Here is a 15,761-nt window from a genome sequence, read left to right on the forward strand (position 1 = left end):
CCTTACCCCGTTTTCGCGCCGAGATGACGTTTTTGTAAGGTTGAGCGGACGGCGCCCCCAGTGCGCTTGACGATTGAGACGGCGCTCCTGTCTCATGGGGGACGATGACTTTGCCGGACTGGCCTTGACGATGCGCGTTCTCACATTCGCGGCGATTGCCGCCCTCGCACTGGGCATCAGTGCCGCCTCCTCGCAAACCATCACGGCCTACCAATCCGGTTTGCGGCTCGCCCAGAAGCGCGGCTACGCGAACGCGGAATGCTACGCGCAGGTGTTTGCACGGCATGCCGTCGTGGTCGAGAAAGCCAGCGGAAACCGAGGTTGGTTTGCTCCCTCGACACCGGCCTACAATGCCGAGCTCCGCCGCCGCTGCGGCGTCGACCGGCTGGCCGATCTCGCGGCCCGCAAGCCCGCCCGCATCGCAGGCCGCAACACCTATGCGGGGCCCCAAACCCAGGGCGGAGCCTACCTTGCGGGCACGAAGATCGCGGCTCAGCGCGGATATTCAGGAGACAAGGCGGCCTGCTTTGCCCGGGTCTTCGCCGAGCACGCGACGTTCAGGCCATCGCCGATCCGTACCGGCTTTGTGGATTGGAGCGCCAACCTGGGCCCTGCCATAACGGGCGAGATGCAGAGTCAGTGCGGCATCTCCATCTGACCTGAGCGTCGGTGTTTGCGGCGGATTTCCCGAAGAGTGTAATCCGCCCTTCGGGCCGATGCCTTAGTTGCCGTCCCGCCTGATCAGCGCATCAACCCGTGCCTGTTCGTCGTCGCTCAGGGGTTTCGTCTGCTGCCCGGCCGACGTCCGCATCAGCCGGCTTCTCCGGCCGAGATAGGCAAGGCCGAAGGCAAGGATCAGGAACGGCGCGACCCACAGCGCAATGGTGCGGATATTGAGGGGAGGACTGAGCAGGACGAAATTGCCGTAACGTGCGACGACGAAATCGCGCACGGCCTCATCCGTATCTCCGGCCACCAGCCGCTCGCGCACGAGGATGCGCAGGTCGCGGGCAAGTGGCGCGTCGGAATCGTCGATCGACTGGTTCTGGCAGACGAGGCAGCGCAGGCCGCCGGAAATCTGGCGCGCCCGCTGCTCGAGCGTGGCGTTCGGCAGGACCTCGTCCGGCTGCACCGCCCTGACCGGGCTGGCGCAGAGCAGGCCGAGCATCAGCAAGGCAAGGACGCGACGCATGCGTTCACTCCGCCGGCTGGATGACGGCGCGCGTCGCGGCACGCCGCGGCACGGCGAGACGGAAGCGCCGGTCGGTCAGCGACAGCGCTCCGCCGAAAGCCATGACGACGGCACCGATCCAGATCAGCAGGATGAGCGGCTTGTCATAGACCCTGACCGCGATTCCGCCGCCCTGCGGCTCGCCAAGGCTGACATAGACCTGGCTGAGGCCGTCGGTCCGAATGCCGGCCTCCGTCGTCGGCATGGCGCGGGCGGTATAGACCCGCTTCATCGCCTCGACGGGTTTCAGCTGTCTGTCGCCGGCAGAAACGCGGAAGCGCGCCACATCCTCGGTAAAGTTGGGGCCCTTGCGCGGCGTGACCGTCTCCAGGACCACGGTATAGCGGCCGCTGGTCAGGCTCTCGCCCGGCTTCAGCACGCCGATCCCCTCCGCGCTCCATGCGGCAGCCGCGATACCGATCACGCTGAGGCCGACGCCGGCATGGGCGAAGGCCGTACCCCAGGCCGAACGCGGCAGGCCGATTGCGCGCGACAGCATCGCCGAGGCGCCGCTCGCCCGCCGCACCACGCGCTCGCCGATATCCCAGGCCGCACCTGCGATGAGGAAGACGCCAAGCCCGATACCAAGCGGCGCCAGGACGGGGCCGCCACGCATGACCGCGACGACCGCAAGCCCGGAGACGATTGCGAGCACGAGAGCAGCCGACATGCGCTGCGCCGCACCGAGCAGGTCACCGCGCTTCCAGGCCAGCGTCTGGCCGATCGGCAGCAGCAGCAGCAGAGGCACGACCACGGGTACGAAGGTGGCGTTGAAGAACGGGGGGCCGACGGAAATCTTGTCGCCCGTCAGCATCTCCAGCACCAGCGGATAGAGCGTACCGATGAAGACGGTCGCGCAGGCGGTCGCGATGAAGAGATTGTTCACGACCAGCGCGCCCTCCCGCGAGATCGGGGCGAAGAGGCCGCCCTGCCGCAGCAGCGGCGCGCGCCAGGCGAAGAGCGCCAGCGAGCCGCCGACGAAGAAGACCAGGATCGCAAGGATGAAGAGGCCGCGCCCGGGATCGCTGGCGAAGGAATGCACCGAGGTCAGGACGCCGGAGCGAACGATGAAGGTACCGAGCAGCGAGAGCGAGAAGGTCAGGATCGCGAGCAGGATCGTCCAGACCTTCAGCGCATCGCGCTTCTCCATCACCACGGTGGAGTGAATCAGCGCGGTGCCGGCCAGCCAGGGCATCAGCGAGGCATTCTCGACCGGGTCCCAGAACCACCAGCCGCCCCAGCCAAGCTCGTAATAGGCCCAGTAGGACCCCATCGCGATGCCGAGCGTCAGGAAGACCCAGGCCAGCAGCGTCCACGGCCTGACAGCGCGCGCCCAGACCGCATCGATGCGCCCGTCGATCAAGGCGGCGACGGCGAAGGCATAGGTGATGGAGAAGCCGACATAGCCGACATAGAGCAGCGGCGGGTGGATCGCGAGGCCGAGATCCTGAAGGATCGGGTTGAGATCCTGGCCCTCGCCCGGCGCCGGATCGAGCCGCCGGAACKGGTTCGAGGTCAGGAGCACGAAAGCCAGGAAGGCGACCGTGACGAAGCCCTGCGCCGCCAGTGTTCCGGCCCTGAGACGCGTCGGCAGAGACCGGCGCGACACGGCGACCAGCGCGCCGAACAGCGTCAGGATCAGCACCCAGAGCAGCATGGAGCCTTCGTGATTGCCCCAGGTCGACGTCACCTTGTAGATCAACGGCTGGGCCGAATGCGAATTGGCGACGACGTTCTCGACCGAAAAATCCGAGCGCACATAGGACACGACGAGCGCAAGGAAGGAGAAGGCGACCAGCAGGAAGCAGGTCACCGCCGCCGTCGGGCCGACCGAAGCCAAGGCGGCATCCCGCCGCGAGACGCCCCAGAGTGGGACGAGCGCCTGGACGACGGCGACACCCAGCGCCAGCGCGAGCGCGAAATGTCCGATCTCGACGATCATCCTGCCCTCACCGCTGCGGCTTCTGCGCACCGGCGTCGCCGGGCTGCCAATGGCCTTGCTTCTTCAGTGCGTCCGCGACTTCGCGCGGCATGTAGGTTTCGTCATGCTTGGCGAGAACCGAATCCGCTCGGAACCGGCCTGCGGCCTCAAGCACGCCTTCCGTGACGACGCCCTGCCCTTCGCGGAAGAGATCCGGCAGGAGGCCATCATAGCTCACCTGGACAGTGGTCTTGCTGTCGGTAATGGCGAAAGTCACGCGCTGGCCAGGCCCGCGAGACACGGACCCCGTCTCGACGAGGCCGCCGAGCCGCATGCGCGTGCCGGGCTGCAGCCCCTTTTCGGCGATTTCCGTCGGTCCGTAGAAGAAGACGATCGAATCGCGCATGGCGAAGAGCACGAGGCCGGCGGCAAGGCACAGGACTGCGCCTGCCGCTCCGATCAGGGCAAGGCGACGTTGCTTGCGGCTCATCCCGCGGCGCGGCGCCAAGACTCGCGACGGTTCTGTGGCGGTCATGGCGCGGGCTCCCGCAATCCGAGTTCTCCGGCCAGGGCATCGAGTTGGCCAAGCGCCGCACCATCATCGGCGAAGCGCTGGCGGGCCGCGATGATCGCCTCTCGCGCTGCCGGCTTGTCGCCGAGCACGACCTGCGAACGGATCAGTCGCGTCCATTCGGCGAAGGTGCCGCCGCCCATCTTGAGGCGCTCGGCAAGACCATCGACCATGCCCCGGATCGCGAGCTGCTGCTCGCCCGGCGGCAACGCCGCGATCGAGGCGCCGGTGGACGGTGCGGCCTCCAGCCCCTCCAGGCGCAGGCGCACCGTCCCGACCCAGGTCGCATCAGCTGGAGCATCGGCGAGCAGAGCGCGCAGATCCGCAATCGCGCCGGCACTGTCACCGTCCTGCTCCTTGGCAATCGCCAGGAAGAAGCGGGCCCGGGCATTGCCGCCATCGAGCTTGACCGCTTCGGTCAGGGGCTGGCGCGCTTCAGCCGTCACCACGCCGCCTGCGGCAAGCGCACGCGCCTCGCCAAGGCCGGCCAGCAATTCGGCATTGGCTCCGCCATGCTCCAGCGCCGCCGCGAAGGCCCGCGCCGCCTCGTCGTAACGACCCTGGCGCAAATAGACCGGCGCCACGACGGACCAGCCCCGCGCGTCGCCGGGGTTGGCCGCCAGATGGGCCTCGATGCGGCTGACCGCGAGCGCAAAATCCTGAGAAGGGTCCGATTTCAGCCGCGCCGAGAGCGGCTGATCCGGTCGCTCGGGCGAGCCCTGGGCGCCATAGAGCAGAAGAGCAAAGAGCGGCACGCAGGACAGTGCGATCGCCGAGGCTGCACGCCGCCGACGCAGCGCAGGCTCGCTGTCTCCCGTGGGGACAGCCTCCCCGTCCGCCGCACGCAGCAACCTGCGGCCGGCCTCGGCGCGCGCAGCGTCCGCCTCGGTGCCGCCGATCAGCCCGCGGCCAAAATCGCGGTCGATCTCGGCAAGCTGGGAGCGATAGAGACTCTTTGCGTCGGTGACCTCGGCAAACGCGTTCGCGTCTCCGCGCCCAAGGGGCCAGAGCAAGGCGAAAACCGCCGCCGCCGTCATTGCCGCAAAGATGATCCAGATCAGCATGTCGCGTTCATAGCCAATCGCTGACGCCGTATCATGTCTGCCGATGGCGACAAAGGGTCACGTCGGCACCGTCAGACCGAAGGAAGCAGCAGGCGCGCCCGCAGGCCACCGAGGCGCGAGCGCTCGAGCGTGAGCTCGCCGCCATAGAGCTTGGCGAGATCGACCACGATCGAGAGCCCGAGGCCGGAGCCCGGCGTCGTCTCGTCGAGCCTACGGCCGCGCTTGAGCACGTCGAGCACGGCCTCGGACGGCAGCCCGGGACCATCATCGTCGATCAGCAGCGCGATCCGCCCCTCTTCGGCTTCGGGGGTCAGGCTCACCTCGACCGTCGAACGCGCCCATTTGAACGCGTTGTCGAGCAGATTGCCGAGCATTTCCTCCAGATCCTGCCGCTCGCCGCGAAAGCGGACATGGGGCGGGACGTGGTGCATGCCGGTGATGCCGCGCCCCTGCGAGATCTTGGCAAAGGTGCGGATCAGCGCGTCGAGCGAGGGCGCAACCTCGGTGACGCTGCCGAGCGCGCCGGAGAGTGCAGCCGCCCGCGCGCGGTCGAGATAATACTGCACCTGGTCGCGCATGATCGCCGCCTGGTTCCGCACCGTCTGCGGCAGATGCGGATCGCTTGCCTCGGCTTCGTTCAGCATCACGCTGAGCGGCGTCTTCAGGGCGTGGGCGAGATTTCCGACCTGGGTCCGGGCCCGTTCCAGGATTTCGCGGTTGGCGTCGATGAGCTGATTGAGTTCGCCAGCCAGTGGCGCAAGATCAGGCGGGTATTTTCCGGCGATCCGGGCGGCCTCGCCGGTTCGCACCGAGCCGACCGCTGTCCCAAGCCTGACGAGGGGGCGCAGGCCGAAGCGAACCTGGATCAGGGTCGAAGCCACGAGCGCGAGCCCGAGCAGCAGGAAGGTCAGCGTCAGCGCCAGGCGGAAATCACGAATGTCGCCTTCGATCTCGTCGGCGGGGGCCGCGACGCCGACGATGAAGCGGCCATCCTCGCCGACATCGATCTCGCGCTCGATGATGCGCAGGCCTCTCTCGTCCGGCCCAGAGACATAGCTCTCACGCAAGCCGCGCGCATTCGGCGTCAGCTGCTGGTCGAGAAGCTTCGGCAACTGCCCGCCGACGAGAGAGCGCGAGGTGCGCACCACGGGCTTTTCGCCATCGAGCCTGACGATCTGCCAGTACCAGCCGGATAGCGGCAGATCGAAACGCGGCTCGCCGAGATCGCCGATCGCCTGGCGTTCGGTTTCCGGCGGCGCGGCAAGATCCGCGACCAGTTCCTTGATGTAGACGCTGAGTCGCTCGTCGAAGCCACGCTCAGCCGAGCGACGGTAGAATGTCGTCAGGCCGAACCCGGCGAGCGCCAGCACCAGCGCGCAGCACACTGCCGCCGACAGGAAGAGGCGAGCGCCGAGCGAATAGCGATGCGATTTGCCCGGCATGGACCGTCGTCAGACCTTGGCAGGCGCAGCGGCGATGTAGCCAAGCCCACGGACGGTCTCGATGATCTCGACGCCGAGCTTCTTGCGGAGACGGCCGACGAAAACCTCGATGGTGTTGGAGTCCCGGTCGAAATCCTGATCGTAGAGATGCTCGACCAGCTCGGTACGCGAGACGACACGCCCCTGATGATGCATCAGATAGGCCAGCAGCCGGTACTCGTGCGAGGTGAGCTTGACCGGATTGCCGTCGACGACGACCMGGCTGGCGCGCGTGTCGAGCCGCACCGGGCCGCAGGTCAGCTCCGAGGTGGCATGGCCGGCCGCGCGGCGCAGCAGCGCCCGGACGCGGGCCAGCAGTTCCTCGATATGGAACGGCTTGACGACATAGTCGTCGGCGCCCGCATCGAAGCCCGAGACCTTGTCGCTCCAGCGATCCCGTGCAGTCAGAATCAGAACCGGCATGGTCTTCTCGGCCCGGCGCCAACCCTGGAGCACAGTCACGCCATCGACCTTCGGCAGGCCGAGATCGAGGATCACTGCATCATAGGGTTCGGTTTCTCCGAGATAGAGGCCCTCCTCGCCGTCGAACGCCTTGTCGACGGCATAGCCGGCATTCTCCAGCGCGGTCACGATCTGGCGATTGAGGTCCTTGTCGTCCTCGACGACGAGCAGTCTCACGTCGGCTCACTCCTGTCTTGATGTCCCGGGGCCGGATGCCTTCGCCTGAAGGCTGCCGCTCAGCGAATGGTTGAGACCTTGCCGGACTGGCCCTCGAGCGTCACCCGGGCCACGCGACCGTCGCGCTTCAACGTCGTTACAACATAGACGAAATCATCGCCCTGGCGACACAGCCTGATACGGACGACCTCCCCCGGCGCGGCGTTGCGCGCATGCCTGGAGGCCTGGGCCGGCTGGATCACCCGCCCATCCGACACCGCCTCGCGCATCTCGTCCGCCGACAGGCAGGAGATGGGCTCCTGGCTGTCGATCGTGACAATCGGGAGGGGCTGGGCAAGCAGTGTCAGGGCGAAGATCGTTTCGACGGGCATCATCGACATTCGCTAATCCCGAGCAACTGAACACGCCATGAATGGGCGGCTCGCGTATCGTCAGGATATGCCAGTKCACCGCCAGCCGTCCACGCCATTCCTGCCCCTTGCCCACAACCTTGCGGATCTGAGCATCGGCGATCTCAATCTCGGTTTGCAGACGCCCGTCTCGCGGAGTCCGGCATTTCCGCACCTCGCCGGCCGCGCGCGCCGCTGGCTGGCCTGACGAACAAGACCCTCCAGCGTCAGCCGCCGGCTCCGATTCCAGGTTCAATTATGCGGTTCGACGCGCTATCGCTCCCAGCACACGAGGAGAGGAGATCCGATGAGCGTCAGAGGTTCGATTGGCCCTGGCGGGCTCGCGCTCGCAGCGATTCTGGCGGCAACGCCTGCCCTGGCCGTGCTCGGCGGACGCGACGGCGGACCGTCTGCCGCGTCGACGCTGATGGTTCTCAATGCGCGCGGCGGCGTCTGCTCCGGGATCGTCCTGTCACCGCGAACGATCCTGACCGCGGCCCATTGCGCCGATGGCGGCGTCGAGCTGCGCATCCACTGGAAGGACGGCAGCGGCGAACCGGTGCTGATCGCCCCTGCCACGGTCTCGTTCCATCCCGGCTTCGATGCGAAGGCGATCACGGCGCGGCGCCGCTCAATTGATCTCGCCCTGGTGCGCCTCTCCGCGCCGCTCCCGTCGCGCTTCTCGCCCGCCGCCTTGATCGATGGCGGCCTCCCACCCGCCGGTTCGGAGATAACGCTTGCGGGCTATGGGGTCTCCCGGGAGGGAGAGGCCCGCACCACCGGCACCTATCGATCCGCCACTCTGGCGACGGTCGAGCCCTATGGACCAGGCAAAATCCTGCTCTGGGCGGCAGATCCTGCTGGTGCGGGCAGTCGTCCCGGCGCCGGCGCCTGCCAGGGCGATTCCGGTGGCCCGATCTGGCAGGGCAGTGACGGCGTCATCGCGGTGACAAGCTGGTCCACTGGTCCGAAGGGCAGGAATTGCGGCCTGCTCAGCCAGGGCGTTCTCGTCGCGCCGCAGCGAAACTGGATCGACCGCACCTTGTCGCAATGGGGCGAGAGCGCATCCTGGACAACCGGTCGCTGATCGAAACACTGGACTGGCTCGAAACAGGCCATAGAGTGGCAATGTGAACCCGGCGGTTGCTTCATGATGTCTCGTGCTCCGATCCTTGCCCTTGCCGCAGCACTTTGCGCGGCAGCCTCCCCGGCAGCGGCCGTCGTCGGTGGCGCTCCTTCGCGAGGGCTCGATGGCCCGCGCGCGTGGACGGTCAGGGTCGAGACCAGCCGCGGCGAGCTCTGTTCCGGCGCGGCGATMGCGCCTGAACTCGTCCTGACCGCGGCGCACTGCCTGATGGGCGGTGGGGCCGTCCGTGTGGTGAGCCTGGATACGCGCTTTCGCGAGCGCAGCCACCCGGTGATCGGGGTCCTGCCGCATCCGAGCTTCGTTCCCGGCACCACGCCGCGCACCCAGCCCGGGACCGATCTCGCCGTTCTCAGGCTCGCCTCTCCCCTTCCCGCCGATATCGAACCACTCTCGCTGGGCAGCGGTCTCTGGCAGGGCGAGACCGTGACGATGGCAGGCTATGGCCTCTCGTCCGAGAACAACAAGCGCACCGCGCGGCGGCTGCGGGAGACGCCGCTCGTCAATGCCGGAAACTACACGACGTCGAACACGGTGAAGGTCGCGGTCGACACGCAGGCACTGGGCGAGACGCCTGGCGCGGGTGCCTGCCGTGGCGATTCCGGCGGCCCCGTCCTGCGCGGCTCGGCGGCCTCGCGGGATCTGGTCGGCATCGTCAGCTGGTCGAGCGGCCCGCTGAATTCGCGCGTCAGACGGATTTGCGGCGGTTTCACCGCCATTACGCCGATCAGCGAGCACCGCTCCTGGATCACCGAGGCCAGCGGCCGGCTTCTGGCGCTTGGCGAAGGCGGGCGCCAGGAGGCCCCGGTCGCGCCGCGCGCCAGCTATAGCTGGTGGTTCAGCCGCTGAGCCGAACCCGGCGGCTCAGGCGGGGGAACTCCGTCCGCTCGCGTCGGCAGGGCCGCGCGACGCGTGAGGTTCACAACCCGGCCGGGAACGCCCGAGCCGGGCTGCAGAGGGCAGACCACGGGGAAGCGCGGCGGTTGAAGGAGACTCAGGTCTCCTCCTTCTCCACCCATTTGAACGTCGCGGACGGAACATATTGATCCATCCTTTCGAGCAGGGTCGCCGGCTCGGTATCCGTCATGGCCATGGCGCGGTGGTTCTGCTTCAGGAAGCCGGCCTCAACCGTGTTGTCCAGGAAAGTCGCGAGCGGATCGTAGAAGCCGCCGATATTCAGGAAGCCGAGTGGTTTGGTGTGAATGCCGAGCTGGCCCCAGGTCCAGATCTCGAAAATCTCCTCGAAGGTGCCAATGCCGCCCGGCATCGCGATGAAGCCATCCGAGAGTTCGGCCATCCTCGCCTTGCGCGTGTGCATGGTGTCGACCACTTCGAGCCGGGTCAGCCCGTTATGGCCGATCTCCTTTTCGCGGAGCGCGCGCGGGATGATGCCGTGGACCTCGCCTCCGGCCGCGAGCGCCGCATTGGCAACGGTGCCCATGAGACCGACAGCACCGCCGCCATAGACGAGCGTCAGCCCGCGCCTGGCGATCTCGGCGCCCATGGCCCGGGCGCCGGCGGCGTAGACCTCGTCATTGCCCGGGTTGGAGCCGCAAAAGATACAAACCGATTTCATGCGCCCAGCGCCTGCAGGATGCGGGCCCAGGAACGCTGGCCCTTGTGGAAGGAAGAGAGGTCGTATTTCTCGTTCGGCGAGTGAACGCGGTCATCATCGAGACCGAAGCCGACGAGCAGAGTGTCCATGCCGAGCGTGCGCTTGAAGTCCCCGGCGACCGGGATCGAGCCACCCGAGCCGATGGTCACCGCCTTGCGGCCCCATTCCTCGGTCAGCGCGGCCTGCGCCTTGAGCAGGGCCGGCGAATCGACGGGAACGGCGATCGCCGGCGAGGCGCCATGCGCTACGAACTCAGCCGTGACATCCGCCGGCAGTCGCGCCCGCACAAAGGCCTGGAAGGCGGCCGCGATCTTCTGCGGATCCTGCTTGCCGACGAGGCGGAAGGAGATCTTGGCCGAAGCCTTGGCCGCGATCACCGTCTTGGTGCCTTCGCCGATATAGCCGCCCCAGATGCCGTTGACGTCGCAGGTCGGGCGCGACTGGATCTGCTCGATCAGCATCCGGCCCTTCTCCCCGATCGAGTGCTTCAGGCCGATCCCCCCGAGGAATTCCGCTTCGGTCAGGCCGAGCGCCTGCCAATCCGCCTTCTGCTCGGCGGTCGGTTCCTCGACCCCGTCATAGAAGCCGGGAATGGTGATCCGCCCGGTCTCGTCGTGGAGCGCCGCGACGATGCGTGAGAGCACATGGATCGGATTGGCGGCGGCGCCACCGAACAGGCCCGAATGCAGGTCGCGGTCGGCGCAGTTGATCGTCACCTCCTGATAGACCAGCCCGCGTAGCGAGGCGGTGATGGCCGGCGTTTCCCGGTCCCACATGCCGGTGTCGCAGATCAGCGCCACATCGGCCTTGAGCTCCTCGGCATTCGCCGAGACGAAGGGCGGCAGATTGGGAGAGCCGGACTCCTCCTCGCCCTCCACCAGGATGGTGATGCCGACCGGCTGGTCGCCGGTTTCCTTCAGCGTCGCCCGCAAGGCCTCGATGAAGGTCATCACCTGGCCCTTGTCGTCACAGGCTCCGCGCCCCGTGATGACCTTGCGGCCGGGCGCGATCTCCTTGACCACGGGCTTGAAGGGGTCGCTCTCCCACAGGTTCAACGGGTCGACCGGCTGGACGTCGTAATGGCCATAGAACAGCACATGCGGCGCACCAGGCTTGGGCCGATGGCCGACGACGATCGGCTGGCCGGGCGTTTCGCGCAGCGAGGCCTTGAAGCCGAGCGATTCGAGATCGTCCCGCAGCCATTCCGCGGCGCGGCGGCTATCGGCGGCATAGGCCGGATCGGTGGCGATCGACGGTATCGCGATCCACGACGCCAACCGGGCCAGCGAGGCATCCAGTTCGGCATCGAGGCGGGAGAGAATCGCAGGAAGCTTGGGCATGTCGCTCGATCTCACTATGGGCTCAAGGCATGAGCGGATTTTAGGTTGCATCATCATGACAAGCCACGGGGCCGGCGCCAGCAGGCCGGCCGGCATGGCTGCCCCGCGTCGCCGGCTATTTTCGCCCGCCCATCATCGATCCGAGCACTCCGCGCAGGATGGCCGAGCCGATCTGGCGCCCCATCGTCGAGGCGGCCGAACGGGCTGCCGACGTAATGATCTTTTCCGTCATGCTGGGCGGAAGCCTCCCGCCCCGGCTGCCCGGGCCGGTCTTCGGCCGCTCGCCATTGCCGACGGCATCCCCGAGCCAGCCACCGATCGTATCCATGATGCCGCCGCCGCCAGTCGAGGCCTCGACCGGCGAGCCATCGGCGTTCAGGCCCTTGCGCTTCATCAGTTCTTCATAGGCCGACTCGCGGTCGATCATCGTGTCGTATTTCCCGGCAAAGCCGGAATCGCGCATGCACTGGGCACGCTCCTGCGCCGAGACCGGGCCGACCTGCGCCATGGGCGGCGCGATCAGAGTGCGCTCGACCATGGTCGGCGTGCCCTTGCCCTCCAGCGTCGAGGTCAGCGCCTCGCCGACCGCAAGCTGGGTGATCGCTTCCTCGGTCTTGAATTTGGGGTTCTGGCGGAAGGTTTCGGCGGCCGCCTTGACCGCCTTCTGATCGCGCGGCGTGAAGGCGCGCAGCGCGTGCTGCACACGGTTGCCGAGCTGGGCCAGAACCGTGTCGGGAATATCGAGCGGGTTCTGCGTGACGAAGTAGACGCCGACGCCCTTCGAGCGGATCAGCCTGACGACCTGCTCGACAGCCGTCAGCAGCGCCTTCGGCGCGCCGTTGAAGAGCAGGTGAGCCTCGTCGAAGAAGAACACCAGCTTCGGCTTGTCGAGATCGCCGACCTCCGGCAGTTGCTCGAACAGCTCCGAGAGCAGCCAGAGCAGGAAGGTGGCATAGAGCCGTGGATTGGCCATCAGCTTGTCGGCCGCGAGCATGTTGATGACGCCGCGCCCGTCACGGTCGGTCCGCATCAGGTCGTTGATGTCGAGCGCCGGCTCGCCGAAGAACAGATCGCCCTTCTGGTTTTCCAGCACCAGCAGGGAGCGCTGGATCGTCCCGACCGACTGGGCCGTGACATTGCCGTATTTCGTCGTCAGCGACTGCGCGTTCTCAGCGATGAAGGAGAGGATCGCGCGCAGGTCCTTGAGGTCGAGCAGCAGCAGCTTCTGCTCGTCGGCAATGCGGAAGGCGATGTTGAGCACCCCCTCCTGCGTGTCGTTGAGATCGAGCAGGCGCGAGAGCAGCAGCGGCCCCATTTCCGAGATGGTGGCGCGGACAGGATGGCCCTGCTCGCCGAACACGTCCCAGAATACGGTGGTGAACTGGTCGGGCTGGTAGGTCACGCCGATCTCCTCGGCGCGCTTGAGGAAGGGCGGCTTCGAATCGCCCGGCGCGGCGACGCCGGACAGGTCGCCCTTGATGTCGGCTGCAAAGACGGGAACGCCGTGACGCGCAAAGCCTTCGGCCAGAACCTGCAATGTCACCGTCTTGCCGGTGCCGGTTGCGCCGGTGATCAGGCCATGACGATTGGCAAGCTTGAGCAGGAGCGATTCGGGCTTCCAGCTCTTGCCGATCAGAATCGTGCCGTCATCCGCCATGAGATTCGCCTATGCTGTTGTCGAAGCGTCAGGCGATGGGTGTAGCGAAACGGGCCGACCGGCGGAAGCCTGAACCCTGTTTGATTCAGATCGTAAATATGTAAACTATCGCCCAGCGGCACAGGCCGACCCCTTGAAGAGGACAAACCGATGGATGAACTGATCTCCCGCATCGTGGCGGCTTCCGGTCTTGATGAAGGCCTCGCCCGCAAGGCGATCGGCATCATCCTCGCCTTCCTGCAGAAGGAAGGCCCCGCCGCAGAGATCGAACAATTGATGTCCGCCCTGCCCGGCGCACAGGAGCTCGCTGATTCCGCCAATGGCGGCAAAGGCGGCCTGATGGGCATGGTTGGCGGCCTGATGGGCGGTAGCGGCGGCGTCATGGCACTCGGCGGGCAACTGATGGGCGCCGGGCTCTCGATGGGCCAGATCCAGAGCGTGTCCAAGGAGATGTTCGCGGTCGGCCGCGAAAAGGCCGGCGAAGACGCGATGGGCGCGATCGTCGGAGCGATTCCCGGGCTCGGCCAGTTCGTCTGATCGCCATTCCGGCTTGAGGTCGGAACGCCGCCCGGCAACGGGCGGCGTTTTTCGTTTCGGCCGGGGGTTTGCGCACGCGGCGTTGGACGAAGTAGGGATGGCGGTGCGTCTGCGCACGTGGCATCACGCATTCGCAATTGCAGCATGCCGCAAGCAGGGAGACCGGCGCGCATGAACTCGGCCTCGACATCCGATCTGCCCTTCATGGAGGCCTTTCCGCTGCCCGATCAGGCGCAGTGGCGCGCCGCCGTCGACAAGGTTCTGAAGGGTGCCGACTTCAAGAAGCGCCTCGTCGGGCGGACCGCCGACGGCATCCGCATCGAACCGCTCTATGCGGCAGTCAGCCCGCAGACGCGGCCGGCGCGGTCACAGGCCGGGCGCTGGCATGTCAGCACGCGGGTCGACCACCCCTCCCCCGCAGAGGCCCGCGACCTGGCGCTCGCCGATCTCGAAGGCGGCGCTGACGCGCTCGTTCTCAGCTTTGCCGGCGCCCGCGCGGCCCGAGGCTATGGGCTTGTCGCCGATGATGTCGCCACGCTGGATGCCGCGCTCGACGGCGTGATGCTCGACCTGATCAACTTGCGGATCGACCCCGCGGCGGGCGGCCGCATCAATGCGCTCCTGCTTGCCGCGCTTGTCGAGCGTCGTGGACTAGACCCCGCGACGACGACAATCGACTTCGGGCTCGACCCGATCGGCATCCTGGCCAGCCAGGGCGTGTTCGCGGCCTCCTGGCCCGAAATCGGTMGCCGCCTTGTCGAGACGATCGACGCACTGAAGGCGCGCGGATTCGCAGGCCCCTTCCTCACGGCCGATGGACGCCCCTATCAGGAGGCTGGCGCGAGCGAGGCGCAGGAACTCGGCGCGGTCATGGCGACCGCGATCGCCTATCTGCGTGCGCTGGAAGCCGACGGCATGTCGCTCGATCAGGCCCGCGACGCCATATCCTTCGTCCTCCTCGCCGATACCGACGAGTTCATGACCATCGCCAAGCTCCGGGCCGCTCGGCTGCTCTGGCAGCGCGTGCAGCAGGCGTGCGGGCTTGATCCCAAGCCCATGGTGCTGAACGCCGAGACGGCATGGCGCTCGCTGACCCGGCGCGACCCCTGGGTCAATCTGCTGCGTGCGACGGTCGCAACCTTCTCGGCCGGCATAGGCGGGGCGGACTCTCTCACCGTCCTGCCATTCACCGCCGCGCTCGGCCTGCCCGACGCCTTTGCCCGCCGCGTCGCCCGCAACACCCAGCTCGTCCTGCTGGAGGAAGCCAATCTCTGGCGCGTCGCCGACCCCGCCGCAGGGGCTGGCGGTTTCGAGGCTCTGACCCAGGCGCTATGCGAGCAGGCCTGGACCAAAATGCAGGATCTGGAGCGCGAAGCCAGTGACGGCCGGCCCGGCATCGTCGCGGCACTCACCAACGGACATGTCCAGCAGGGCCTTGCCCGACAGCGCGATATTCGCGCCAAGGCCATCGCGACCCGCCGGGAGCCGATCACGGGAACCAGCGAGTTCCCGAATCTCGCAGAGGCTCCGGTCAAGGTGCTCGACATCGCGCCGGTCGAGCGGACACGCTCCTCGCCATCCACGACCAGGGCAGCCGGTCAGGAGCAAGCGGTGTTGATCAGCCAGCTTGCAACGGGTGCGACGCGCGCGGATGCCTCGACGGCTCCTGAACAGGATGGGCTGAAGGTCGAAGCGCTGCCCTCAATGCGGCTGGCCGAGGCGTTCGAGGCCCTGCGCGACAAGGCGGATGTGCTGACGCAGGAGCGCGGCAAGCGCCCGAGCGTCTTCCTCGCGACGCTGGGGCCTGTCGCCGATTTCACGGGGCGCGCCGGCTTCGCGCGGAACCTGTTCGAGGCCGGAGGCCTCTCGGCTCCGGGCCATGACGGCTTCCCCGGCAATGGCGGGACCGACATTCCGGCACTGGTTGCGGCCTATCGGGCCTCGGGCGCGCGCCTCGCCTGCCTCTGCGGCTCGGACGCCGGCTATGCGGCAGAAGCGGTTGCCGCCTCGGAGGCGCTGCGCGCCCAGGGCGCGACGGTTTGGCTCGCCGGCAAGCCCGGTGAAATGGAACATGCGTTGAACCAGGCCGGTGTGGCCGCGTTCGTTTTTGCGGGAGCCGATGTCGTCGCCGCGCTTGAACAGGCGCAGGCGATCGCGGCTGCCTGATACGGA

At 67.3% G+C, this 15,761-nt stretch carries 16 protein-coding genes; 6 read left to right on the top strand and 10 right to left on the bottom strand.

Annotation, left to right across the window (positions count from 1 at the left end; genetic code table 11):
* The first annotated feature begins 130 nt into the window (after positions 1–130).
* Positions 131–658 (top strand): hypothetical protein, encoded by a 528-nt coding sequence (locus AC1DIO_RS14925; protein ID WP_476853596.1) that lies wholly within the window; start codon positions 131–133, stop codon positions 656–658.
* Positions 659–721: 63 nt separating this feature from the next.
* Here the strand turns inward: AC1DIO_RS14925 and AC1DIO_RS14930 are convergent, their stop codons facing one another.
* The 7 genes from AC1DIO_RS14930 to AC1DIO_RS14960 form a co-directional block, all read right to left on the bottom strand.
* Positions 722–1,192 carry a cytochrome c-type biogenesis protein gene (locus tag AC1DIO_RS14930; protein ID WP_441489146.1) on the bottom strand — a complete coding sequence of 157 codons (471 nt, stop codon included), beginning with the start codon at positions 1,190–1,192 and terminating at the stop codon, positions 722–724.
* A 4-nt stretch (positions 1,193–1,196) separates the two neighbouring features.
* Positions 1,197–3,173, bottom strand: a complete 1,977-nt coding sequence (locus AC1DIO_RS14935) for a heme lyase CcmF/NrfE family subunit (RefSeq protein ID WP_476853597.1) — start codon at positions 3,171–3,173, stop codon at positions 1,197–1,199.
* Positions 3,174–3,180: 7 nt separating this feature from the next.
* Complete coding sequence (ccmE, locus tag AC1DIO_RS14940) at positions 3,181–3,642, bottom strand: cytochrome c maturation protein CcmE (protein WP_441489234.1); 462 nt, start codon at positions 3,640–3,642, stop codon at positions 3,181–3,183.
* A gap of 41 nt (positions 3,643–3,683) precedes the next feature.
* On the bottom strand, positions 3,684–4,787 hold the full coding sequence (ccmI, locus tag AC1DIO_RS14945; protein WP_476853598.1) for a c-type cytochrome biogenesis protein CcmI: 1,104 nt from the start codon (positions 4,785–4,787) through the stop codon (positions 3,684–3,686).
* A gap of 71 nt (positions 4,788–4,858) precedes the next feature.
* The gene (locus AC1DIO_RS14950) at positions 4,859–6,229 is read right to left on the bottom strand and encodes an ATP-binding protein (RefSeq protein WP_476853599.1); all 1,371 of its coding nucleotides are present in this window, start codon (positions 6,227–6,229) and stop codon (positions 4,859–4,861) included.
* A 9-nt stretch (positions 6,230–6,238) separates the two neighbouring features.
* Positions 6,239–6,907, bottom strand: coding sequence for a response regulator transcription factor (locus AC1DIO_RS14955; protein ID WP_476853600.1), 669 nt, complete (start codon positions 6,905–6,907; stop codon positions 6,239–6,241).
* 59 nt (positions 6,908–6,966) lie between these two features.
* Positions 6,967–7,287: a PepSY domain-containing protein gene (locus AC1DIO_RS14960; RefSeq protein WP_069877267.1), complete on the bottom strand. Its 321-nt coding sequence runs from the start codon at positions 7,285–7,287 to the stop codon at positions 6,967–6,969.
* Between the two features lie 28 nt (positions 7,288–7,315).
* Between AC1DIO_RS14960 and AC1DIO_RS14965 the strand changes: the two genes are divergently transcribed.
* The 3 genes from AC1DIO_RS14965 to AC1DIO_RS14975 all read left to right on the top strand — a co-directional run bounded on the left by AC1DIO_RS14965 (position 7,316) and on the right by AC1DIO_RS14975 (position 9,289).
* Positions 7,316–7,504, top strand: a complete 189-nt coding sequence (locus AC1DIO_RS14965; RefSeq protein WP_441506615.1) for a hypothetical protein — start codon at positions 7,316–7,318, stop codon at positions 7,502–7,504.
* 99 nt (positions 7,505–7,603) lie between these two features.
* Positions 7,604–8,383, top strand: a complete 780-nt coding sequence (locus AC1DIO_RS14970; protein ID WP_441506616.1) for a S1 family peptidase — start codon at positions 7,604–7,606, stop codon at positions 8,381–8,383.
* Positions 8,384–8,446: 63 nt separating this feature from the next.
* Entirely contained in the window at positions 8,447–9,289 is an 843-nt protein-coding gene (locus AC1DIO_RS14975) for a S1 family peptidase (protein WP_441489141.1), read from the top strand.
* Positions 9,290–9,434: 145 nt separating this feature from the next.
* On the opposite strand, the gene AC1DIO_RS14980 is transcribed toward AC1DIO_RS14975, so the two are convergent.
* The 3 genes from AC1DIO_RS14980 to AC1DIO_RS14990 form a co-directional block, all read right to left on the bottom strand.
* Positions 9,435–10,016, bottom strand: coding sequence for an LOG family protein (locus AC1DIO_RS14980; protein ID WP_069877270.1), 582 nt, complete (start codon positions 10,014–10,016; stop codon positions 9,435–9,437).
* A complete protein-coding gene (locus tag AC1DIO_RS14985) occupies positions 10,013–11,395 on the bottom strand; it encodes a dipeptidase (RefSeq protein WP_476853601.1) in 1,383 nt (460 codons plus the stop codon). The genes AC1DIO_RS14980 and AC1DIO_RS14985 overlap by 4 nt, the downstream gene beginning before the upstream one ends.
* A 115-nt stretch (positions 11,396–11,510) precedes the next feature.
* Positions 11,511–13,052, bottom strand: coding sequence for a helicase HerA-like domain-containing protein (locus tag AC1DIO_RS14990; protein ID WP_441489139.1), 1,542 nt, complete (start codon positions 13,050–13,052; stop codon positions 11,511–11,513).
* A 150-nt stretch (positions 13,053–13,202) separates the two neighbouring features.
* Between AC1DIO_RS14990 and AC1DIO_RS14995 the strand changes: the two genes are divergently transcribed.
* A complete protein-coding gene (locus tag AC1DIO_RS14995; RefSeq protein ID WP_441489138.1) occupies positions 13,203–13,589 on the top strand; it encodes a DUF2267 domain-containing protein in 387 nt (128 codons plus the stop codon).
* A 171-nt stretch (positions 13,590–13,760) separates the two neighbouring features.
* Positions 13,761–15,755: a methylmalonyl-CoA mutase family protein gene (locus AC1DIO_RS15000; RefSeq protein ID WP_476853602.1), complete on the top strand. Its 1,995-nt coding sequence runs from the start codon at positions 13,761–13,763 to the stop codon at positions 15,753–15,755.
* Positions 15,756–15,761: the final 6 nt, after the last annotated feature.

It is taken from the genome of Allobosea sp. 05T439, from assembly GCF_056396005.1.

Bases quoted from the DNA above. Each gene is read 5' to 3' on its own strand.
- AC1DIO_RS14950 (WP_476853599.1), bottom strand. From the start codon at position 6,229: ATGCCGGGCAAATCGCATCGCTATTCGCTCGGCGCTCGCCTCTTCCTG.
- AC1DIO_RS14980 (WP_069877270.1), bottom strand. From the start codon at position 10,016: ATGAAATCGGTTTGTATCTTTTGCGGCTCCAACCCGGGCAATGACGAG.
- AC1DIO_RS14995 (WP_441489138.1), top strand. From the start codon at position 13,203: ATGGATGAACTGATCTCCCGCATCGTGGCGGCTTCCGGTCTTGATGAA.
- ccmI (WP_476853598.1), bottom strand. From the start codon at position 4,787: ATGCTGATCTGGATCATCTTTGCGGCAATGACGGCGGCGGCGGTTTTC.
- AC1DIO_RS14960 (WP_069877267.1), bottom strand. From the start codon at position 7,287: ATGTCGATGATGCCCGTCGAAACGATCTTCGCCCTGACACTGCTTGCC.
- AC1DIO_RS14985 (WP_476853601.1), bottom strand. From the start codon at position 11,395: ATGCCCAAGCTTCCTGCGATTCTCTCCCGCCTCGATGCCGAACTGGAT.
- AC1DIO_RS14925 (WP_476853596.1), top strand. From the start codon at position 131: ATGCGCGTTCTCACATTCGCGGCGATTGCCGCCCTCGCACTGGGCATC.
- AC1DIO_RS14930 (WP_441489146.1), bottom strand. From the start codon at position 1,192: ATGCGTCGCGTCCTTGCCTTGCTGATGCTCGGCCTGCTCTGCGCCAGC.
- ccmE (WP_441489234.1), bottom strand. From the start codon at position 3,642: ATGAGCCGCAAGCAACGTCGCCTTGCCCTGATCGGAGCGGCAGGCGCA.
- AC1DIO_RS14970 (WP_441506616.1), top strand. From the start codon at position 7,604: ATGAGCGTCAGAGGTTCGATTGGCCCTGGCGGGCTCGCGCTCGCAGCG.
- AC1DIO_RS14990 (WP_441489139.1), bottom strand. From the start codon at position 13,052: ATGGCGGATGACGGCACGATTCTGATCGGCAAGAGCTGGAAGCCCGAA.